This window comes from Brevundimonas sp. GN22 (genome assembly GCF_054824005.1).
This window is the reverse complement of sequence record NZ_JSYD01000015.1, coordinates 55,653-63,260: the sequence shown is the minus strand read 5'-3', so window position 1 is coordinate 63,260 and position 7,608 is coordinate 55,653. Positions and strand designations below refer to the sequence as shown.

Here is a 7,608-nt window from a genome sequence, read left to right as displayed (position 1 = left end):
GTCTCGCCAGCCTTTTGGCCCAGTGTCTGGGCCATGCGTTCAGCGGCCGCGCGCGCCGCCAGACGTCGCGGTTCCAGCAGCAAGATTTTGCCGTCGCCTGCCCATGTCCGATCAAGCAGGCTCAGCGGCACAACCGTCGTCTTGCCCGCTCCCGGGGGAGCGGCGAGCACAAGGGTCGAATGTTCGTCTAGCGAGTGGACAATTGATTCGAGGACGGCATGGATCGGTAACATACGGTCCTAGTAGCGCGCCCGAAACCTTGGACAAAATTGTCGCAAAATCGTCCAGATTTCGTCAATCGCGTTGCGTGAACAAAAAACCCTGTCTAGCGTCCTCGCGAGGGTCGACATGCGTCGGCACATAATACGTGAGGGGACATTCATGTCTTGGCGGATCAAACCGCTGGATGCAATTTTGGCATCCGCAGAAAAGAAAGCGCTTACGCGCTCGCTGGGTGCTGTCCAGCTAACCCTGCTCGGCGTCGGTGCAATTATCGGTACGGGCATTTTCGTTCTGACCTCTGAGGCTGCTCAGAAGGCCGGTCCGGGCATGATGTGGAGCTTCATTATCGCCGCCGCGGTCTGTGCCGTAGCGGCGCTTTGCTATTCGGAAATCGCGTCCATGGTTCCGGTGTCGGGCTCTGCCTACACCTACACCTATGCCGTGATGGGCGAACTGCTAGCCTGGACGGTCGGTTGGGCACTTATCCTTGAATACACCGTCGCTGCGTCGGCAGTGTCTGTGGGCTGGTCGGGGTATTTCACGGGGCTGCTAAGCAGTTGGGGTGTGACATTACCGCTATCGCTCACAGCCGGACCGTACGCTGGCGGCATCGTGAACCTTCCGGCAGCTTTGATCGCTCTGCTGATCACCGGGCTGCTGATGATCGGCACGACCGAAAGCGCCCGCGTGAACGCCATTCTGGTGGCCATCAAGGTGACGGCTCTGACGGTCTTCATCATCCTGACGGTTCCGGTCATCAAGGGCGCGAACTTCCAGCCCTTCACCCCGAACGGCTGGTTCGGTGTGGGTGACCACGCTGGTCTGGGCGTTGTCGGCGCTGCGGCTTCGATCTTCTTCGCCTACGTGGGATTCGACGCCGTTTCGACTGCGGCCGAAGAAACCAAGGACCCGCAAAAGAACGTTCCGATCGGCCTGATCGGCTCGCTCGTGATCTGCACCATCTTCTACCTTCTGGTCGCCGCTGGTGCCATCGGCGCACTCGACCCGAGCAGCGCTCAGCCGGTAACCGGCCCGAACGGTGAAATCCTGCACGCTGGTTCGACCGCTATGGCTCAACAGTGCCTGACGCTGGCTGCTGCGGGTTCGGAACCGCTGGTTTGCTCGAAGGAAGCTCTTGCTCACGTCCTTCGGGAACTGGGCCACAAGCGCGTTGGCGACATGATCGGCGTCGCGGCCTTCCTGGCTCTGCCGTCGGTTATCCTGATCATGCTGTTCGGTCAGACCCGCATCTTCTTCGTGATGGCGCGTGACGGTCTGCTGCCGGAGTTCCTGGCCAAGATCCACCCCAAGTGGAAGACGCCGCACATCGTGACCATGATCACCGGTGTTGCTGTGGCCTTCTTTGCGGCCTTCCTGCCGGTCGGCAAGCTGGCTGACATCTCGAACTCGGGCACCTTGTTCGCGTTCTTCATGGTGGCCATCTCGGTGATGATCCTGCGCATCAAGCAGCCGGACCGCCATCGTCCGTTCAAGACGCCTATCGTGTGGGTCACCGCACCGCTGGCGGTTCTGGGCACGCTGGGCCTGTTCTTCAACCTGCCGACCGAGTCCAAGCTGGTCCTGCCGATCTGGGCGGCTATCGGTCTGGTCGTGTACTTCCTCTATGGCTACCGTAAGAGCCATGTGGGTCGCGGCATCGTTGATACCGACGAAGCGCACTAATCCCCGGATTAGAAGACTGGAAAGCCCCGGAGAAATCCGGGGCTTTTTCATTGGCATAGCCGCCATAGTGGCTTGCGCCTGTCGGCAACACTGTTTAAACGCGACAGCGACCTAATGCGGATGTGGCGGAACTGGTAGACGCACTGGATTTAGGTTCCAGCGCCGAGAGGCGTGGAGGTTCGATTCCTCTCATCCGCACCACCTTCCCGACATTGCAACGCACACTGTTCTCTGCACGATCTTGCCGTGCGGACGTTGTCGAGGTGCCTTCATCTGCGCGTATCGTTGCAAATCTATCCGATAAACGACATTTCCGATCACTGATCATAACAATGGCCGGAAAAGGGCTTGCGTTATGACGCGATGCAATGTGTTTTGGACGTCGAGCGTCGGGCCATCAGGGGACCCGGCTCGGAAACGCCATGAAGAAGATCGAAGCCATCATCAAGCCGTTCAAGCTGGATGAAGTCAAAGATGCCCTGCAAGACATTGGGGTGCAGGGGATGACCGTTCTGGAAGCCAAGGGATATGGCCGTCAGAAAGGACATTCTGAACTTTATCGCGGCGCTGAGTACGTCATCGACTTTCTGCCGAAGATCAAAATCGAGATCGTTGTCGCCGACGACCTCGCTCCGGCGGTTGTCGAAACCATCCAGAACGCTGCGCGGACTGGAAAGATTGGCGACGGCAAAATCTTTGTCAGCACAATCGAAGACGTCATTCGCATCCGAACCGGAGAAACTGGCTCGCAAGCTATCTGACTAAACACGGCCGTCCCTTTGGGGCGGCCGCTTTTGTTTCCTCCCATTTACAGGACCTCGAGAAATGAGCGCCGCACAAAAGATCCTGCAAGAGATCAAGGACAAGGGAATCGAGTACGTCGACCTGCGCTTCACCGACACCAAGGGTCGGTTGCAGCACGTCACGTTCGACATCAGCCAGGTCGATGAGGACTTCCTCACCGAAGGCACGATGTTCGATGGTTCGTCGATTGCTGGCTGGAAGGCCATCAACGAGTCGGACATGCTGCTGATGCCGGACCTGTCGACCGCCTATGTTGACCCGTTCTACCAACAGCCGACGATGTTCCTGTTCTGCGACGTTCTGAATCCGGACACCGCCGAGCCGTACAACCGTGACAGCCGCTCGATGGCCAAGAAGGCTCTCGCCTTTGTCCAGTCGGCTGGCGTGGGCGACACCGTCTACTTCGGTCCTGAAGCCGAGTTCTTCGTCTTCGACGACGTTCGCTGGAACACCGCTCCGCACGACACCCGTTACAGCTTCGACTCCTCGGAACTGCCAGCCAACACCGGTGCCGAATACGCCGAAGGCAACATGGGTCACCGTCCGGCGACCAAGGGCGGCTACTTCCCGGTAAACCCGGTCGACTCGGGTCAGGACCTGCGCGGCGAAATGCTCGCGGTCATGCGCGACCTGGGCCTTGATCCCGAAAAGCACCACCACGAAGTGGCCCCGGCTCAGCACGAACTGGGCCTGAAGTTCAGCGACCTGCTGACCATGGCTGACCGTCTGCAGCTGTATAAGTATGTGATCCACAACGTGGCCCACGCCTACGGCAAGTCGGCCACCTTCATGGCCAAGCCGATGTTCGGCGACAACGGCTCGGGCATGCACGTGCACATGTCGATCTGGAAAGACGGCAAGCCGCAGTTCGCTGGCGACAAGTACGCTGGTCTGTCGCAAGAGTGCCTGTGGTACATCGGTGGCATCATCAAGCACGCCAAGGCCATCAACGCCTTCGCCAACTCGACCACCAACTCGTACAAGCGTCTGGTTCCCGGTTACGAAGCTCCGGTCAAGCTGGCCTACTCGGCACGCAACCGTTCGGCCTCGATCCGTATCCCGCACGTCTCCTCGCCGAAGGCCAAGCGCATCGAAGCCCGTTTCCCGGACCCGATGGGCAACCCGTACCTGACCTTCGTAGCCCTGCTGATGGCTGGCCTCGACGGTATCGAAAACCGCATCGATCCGGGCGCAGCCGCCGATAAGAACCTGTACGACCTGCCGCCGGAAGAGCGCGGCTCGATCCCGGAAGTCGCCGGTTCGCTGCGTGAAGCACTGGACGCCCTCAACGCCGACCGCGCCTTCCTCAAGAAGGGCGGCGTGATGGATGATGACTTCATCGACGCCTACATCACGCTGAAGGAAGAAGAAGTCGCCCGTCTGCAACTGCACCCGCACCCGGTCGAGTTCGACATGTACTACAGCTGCTAATCGCTAAACCGCGATTGTAGCAAAGCCCCGGTCAGCCCAGCTGGCCGGGGCTTTTTACGGGCTTTAGGTCCAGTAGATCCTGTTGTCCGGGGTCCAGCCGATGGCCAGTTCCCATTGGCGCCCGGCGTCTGTGACGCGATAGCGAACAATCTCGCCCTCTGCCGGACCATCTCCTACGAGCCAGGATTCAAGCGGTTGAATGGTAGCGTCCTTGGATGCGCGAGGAATAGATGCACGACCGAGTGCGGTCTGTTCAGGTGCAAGGATCCCCTCCCCAACCGGCACGCCTTCACCCCGCGTCATCACTCTCAACAATGTCTGTGAACGCTCATCGGTCCCATCACCCAGATTGGTTGCAGGTTGGATGCGCCCCGGCTCCAGTCCTTCGGCCATCGTATAGATCATCTTCGTCAGGTTCGGCCTGCGGCTGGAAGGTCCAATAGAGTTGGAGACGGCCCAGATCGACAGACCCGTATCAGGCCAGGTCCGCCAGAAGCTCATGAAGCCGGGGACACCACCGCTGTGATGAAGTATCTGACGACCGTTGCGAACCTCAGAGAATGTCCCGAAGCCATAAGGAACGCAGCGTCCCGTCTTCAATCGGGTCACCGCGTTTATGCGCGCCATGTCTTCGGCAGGTAGAAGACGGTTGGAAGTCAGCGCCTGACGCCACGGTGCGACATCACCCGCAGACATCAGAATACCGCCGTCGCCCGCGCGGGACACTCCGTCCTCCATACGCACCGCGTGGGTGATCACACCATCGGCCGAAATCTCGTAAGGCTCGGCACGATGTCGGATAGGGACTGCAGCGGAATCAGCGTGCGCTGTGGGCGTTCCGGCAGGCCCAAATACCCTGCTCGCGAGGTAGTCCGCGTAAGGCTGTCCTGACAGGTGTTCAATCAACCACGCGAGTACCACGTAGTTGGAGTTGCAATAGGACCAGGCCTCCCCAACATTGAACGCCCTTGGTGCGTCCGCGATAGCCTTCTCGACGGCATCACGCGGCTGCGGGCGGTCCCAGTCTGTAAGCGTTTGACTGTAGTCAGGCAGACCGGAAGTGTGGCTCATCAGGCGATCTATCGGTATCTGGGCGATGATCGGGGGTAGATTGGGAAGCAAGTCCCCGACCGGTGTCTCCACCGAATGACCGCTCGCTCTCAGCAACTGCATAGCCGCTACGGCAGTCACCAGTTTGCCATTGGACCCCATATGGAACAGCGTGCGGCTGTCCACCGGTTGCTCAAAGGGTAACGAGGCATTGCCCCAGAAGTACTGGCCCAGCGTCTGGCCGTTTGCGATCATCGCCATCGGGTTTATCGCCTATGTGCCGGGCTTCATGAATGCCTTCATGATCTCGTCCCTGAGCTTCGACCGCAGGCCCGAGCGGCGGCCCCTGCTCCAGTATCCGGGTATCACCATTCTGGTTGCGGCGTACAATGAGGCCGCCGCGATCAACGACACCCTGACCAGTCTGGCGCGACAGGACTATCAGGGACCGATGCAGGTACTGGTCCTGAACGATGGCTCGACCGACGAGACCGTCGCCATTGCCCAACGCACGCTGGAATCCCTCGCCCTGCCCGCCAACTTTGACTTCCGCGTCATTGATTACCCCGTAAACGCAGGCAAAGCCGCTGTACTGAACCGCGGCTTGCAGCTGGCAGAGCATGATCTGGTCGCAACGATTGACGGCGACTCGTGGGTGCGTACCGACGGCGTGACCCAGATTGTCGAGCGTCTCTATGCCGACCCGGCCAACACAAAGGCTGTTGCCGGTGCCGTCATGGTTCGCAACTCGCGCGAGAACTTCCTGACGCGCGCGCAGGAATGGGACTATTTCCACGGCATCGCCGCAGTGAAACGCATGCAGTCGATGTATCACGGCACGCTTGTCGCCCAAGGTGCCTTCTCGCTGTACCGCAAGGACGCCCTGATGGAAGTCGGCGGTTGGCCGGAGTGCGTGGGTGAAGACATCGTGCTGTCCTGGGCTCTGCTCGAAAAGGGCCACCGCATTGGCTACGCCGAGGACGCTCTGGCGTTCACCAACGTTTCCCCCCGTATCAAACAGTTCTCGCTTCAGCGTAAGCGTTGGTCCCGCGGCCTGATCGAGGCGTTCAAAGCCCACCCCTCGCTGTTATTCAAACGCCGCCTGACCACTCTGTTTATCTGGTGGAATCTGTTCTTCCTGCCGCTGGATCTGGTTTACACCTTCATCTTCATTCCGGGTCTGGTGCTGGCACTGTTCGGCTTCTTCTGGATCGCTGGCCCGCTGACGCTGGCAGTCCTGCCTTTGGCTGCGCTGTGGAACATGTTCATCTTCCGTATCCAGCGCAAAATGTTCCGCCGCGAAGGCCTCAAGGTTCGCCAGAACTTCGGTGGCTTCCTTTTCTATTCGCTCGCCTACAGCCTTCTGATGCAACCGGTCTGCGTTTGGGGTTATGTCGCCGAGAGCATCGGCATGGCCAAAAAGTGGGATACCAAATGAACCGTCACTCGATCTTCAGCCTGCTGGTGACGGTGTCCGCCGTCGCGTTGTCGTCGCATGCATCAGCACAAACGGTTGAGACGGCGCAGGAGATTGCTCGCGAGCAGCATCGCGACAGATCCGCCGAGGGGTTTTCGCCTTCACACGCCGTGGGTGCTGACATCTTCTATTCGACCGATGCCGATGGCACCGAAGTGCTGAAACTCGGTGCCAATCTGGACTGGAAGTGGAAGGGCCCTGACGAATATTTGGGCCTGCGGGTTGAGACGGCCAGGTTCAGCCCCATCGGGCAGTCCTCGCGCGAGGCTCAACGGGTCTATCTGCGCAGCGCGGATACTACCGGCGACTGGACGTGGAAGTTCAACGCCGGGACCGATGGCGACGCCCTACTCGGCTCGGCCTCGGTCAACAACAATGCCCGCTTCCGTCAGGAGTATTTCATCGAGCGCGAAGTTCTCGAGACCCCGCAAGGCGTCGATGACGGCATCTACTATACCTTCATTGGTGGCGCGCTCGACCTGCCGATCAACGACCGCAACAATGTGACGCTGGTCGCCGGTCTGCAGGACTTTGCCGGCGAGAATGTTCGTACCCATTTGCGGGCAACCTATGTGCACGTGCTGAAGCCGGAATGGGGCGTCTCGGTACAACTACGCGCCCGCTATTTCCACAGCAGCCATCCGGGCGAGTTCGACTATTTCTCACCTGAGGACTACGTCGAGGTCATGCCGGTGGTGCAGATGCGCCGTTACTACGGTGGCTGGCGCTACCTCGTGGCAGGCGGCTATGGCGGCCAGAAGGCCAGCGGAGACGACTGGAACGAGGCCCGCTTTGTCACCGCGCAGGTCGTTAGCCCGCCTGTGCGCGAATGGGCCGTCAATGCAGGCGTGACCTATTCCAACACCCCTATCGCCAGCGGGTACACCTACGACTACACGCAGTTCAATGTCGGGCTGACCCGAGCATTCTAAGGCTCAGTC

6 protein-coding genes and 1 tRNA gene are annotated in these 7,608 nt (G+C 59.8%); 6 read left to right on the top strand and 1 reads right to left on the bottom strand.

Annotated elements, in window-relative coordinates; translation table 11 throughout:
- Positions 1-381: 381 nt before the first annotated feature.
- The 4 genes from OB03_RS02725 (at position 382) to glnA (ending at position 4,140) form a co-directional block, all read left to right on the top strand.
- Complete coding sequence (locus OB03_RS02725) at positions 382-1,905, top strand: amino acid permease (protein ID WP_242913553.1); 1,524 nt, start codon at positions 382-384, stop codon at positions 1,903-1,905.
- 116 nt (positions 1,906-2,021) lie between these two features.
- A tRNA-Leu gene (locus tag OB03_RS02720) sits at positions 2,022-2,106 on the top strand.
- Between the two features lie 221 nt (positions 2,107-2,327).
- Positions 2,328-2,666 carry a P-II family nitrogen regulator gene (locus OB03_RS02715; RefSeq protein WP_242913554.1) on the top strand — a complete coding sequence of 113 codons (339 nt, stop codon included), beginning with the start codon at positions 2,328-2,330 and terminating at the stop codon, positions 2,664-2,666.
- A gap of 64 nt (positions 2,667-2,730) precedes the next feature.
- Entirely contained in the window at positions 2,731-4,140 is a 1,410-nt protein-coding gene (gene glnA / locus OB03_RS02710) for a type I glutamate--ammonia ligase (RefSeq protein ID WP_242913555.1), read from the top strand.
- A 63-nt stretch (positions 4,141-4,203) separates the two neighbouring features.
- On the opposite strand, the gene OB03_RS02705 is transcribed toward glnA, so the two are convergent.
- Positions 4,204-5,451: a serine hydrolase domain-containing protein gene (locus OB03_RS02705; protein ID WP_461343158.1), complete on the bottom strand. Its 1,248-nt coding sequence runs from the start codon at positions 5,449-5,451 to the stop codon at positions 4,204-4,206.
- On the opposite strand from OB03_RS02705, the gene OB03_RS02700 reads away from it, so the two are divergent.
- Positions 5,402-6,628 (top strand): glycosyltransferase family 2 protein, encoded by a 1,227-nt coding sequence (locus tag OB03_RS02700; RefSeq protein ID WP_461343157.1) that lies wholly within the window; start codon positions 5,402-5,404, stop codon positions 6,626-6,628. The genes OB03_RS02705 and OB03_RS02700 overlap by 50 nt on opposite strands.
- The gene (locus OB03_RS02695; RefSeq protein ID WP_461343156.1) at positions 6,625-7,599 is read left to right on the top strand and encodes a hypothetical protein; all 975 of its coding nucleotides are present in this window, start codon (positions 6,625-6,627) and stop codon (positions 7,597-7,599) included. Before OB03_RS02700 ends, OB03_RS02695 begins: the two co-directional genes overlap by 4 nt.
- The last annotated feature ends 9 nt before the right edge of the window (positions 7,600-7,608 follow it).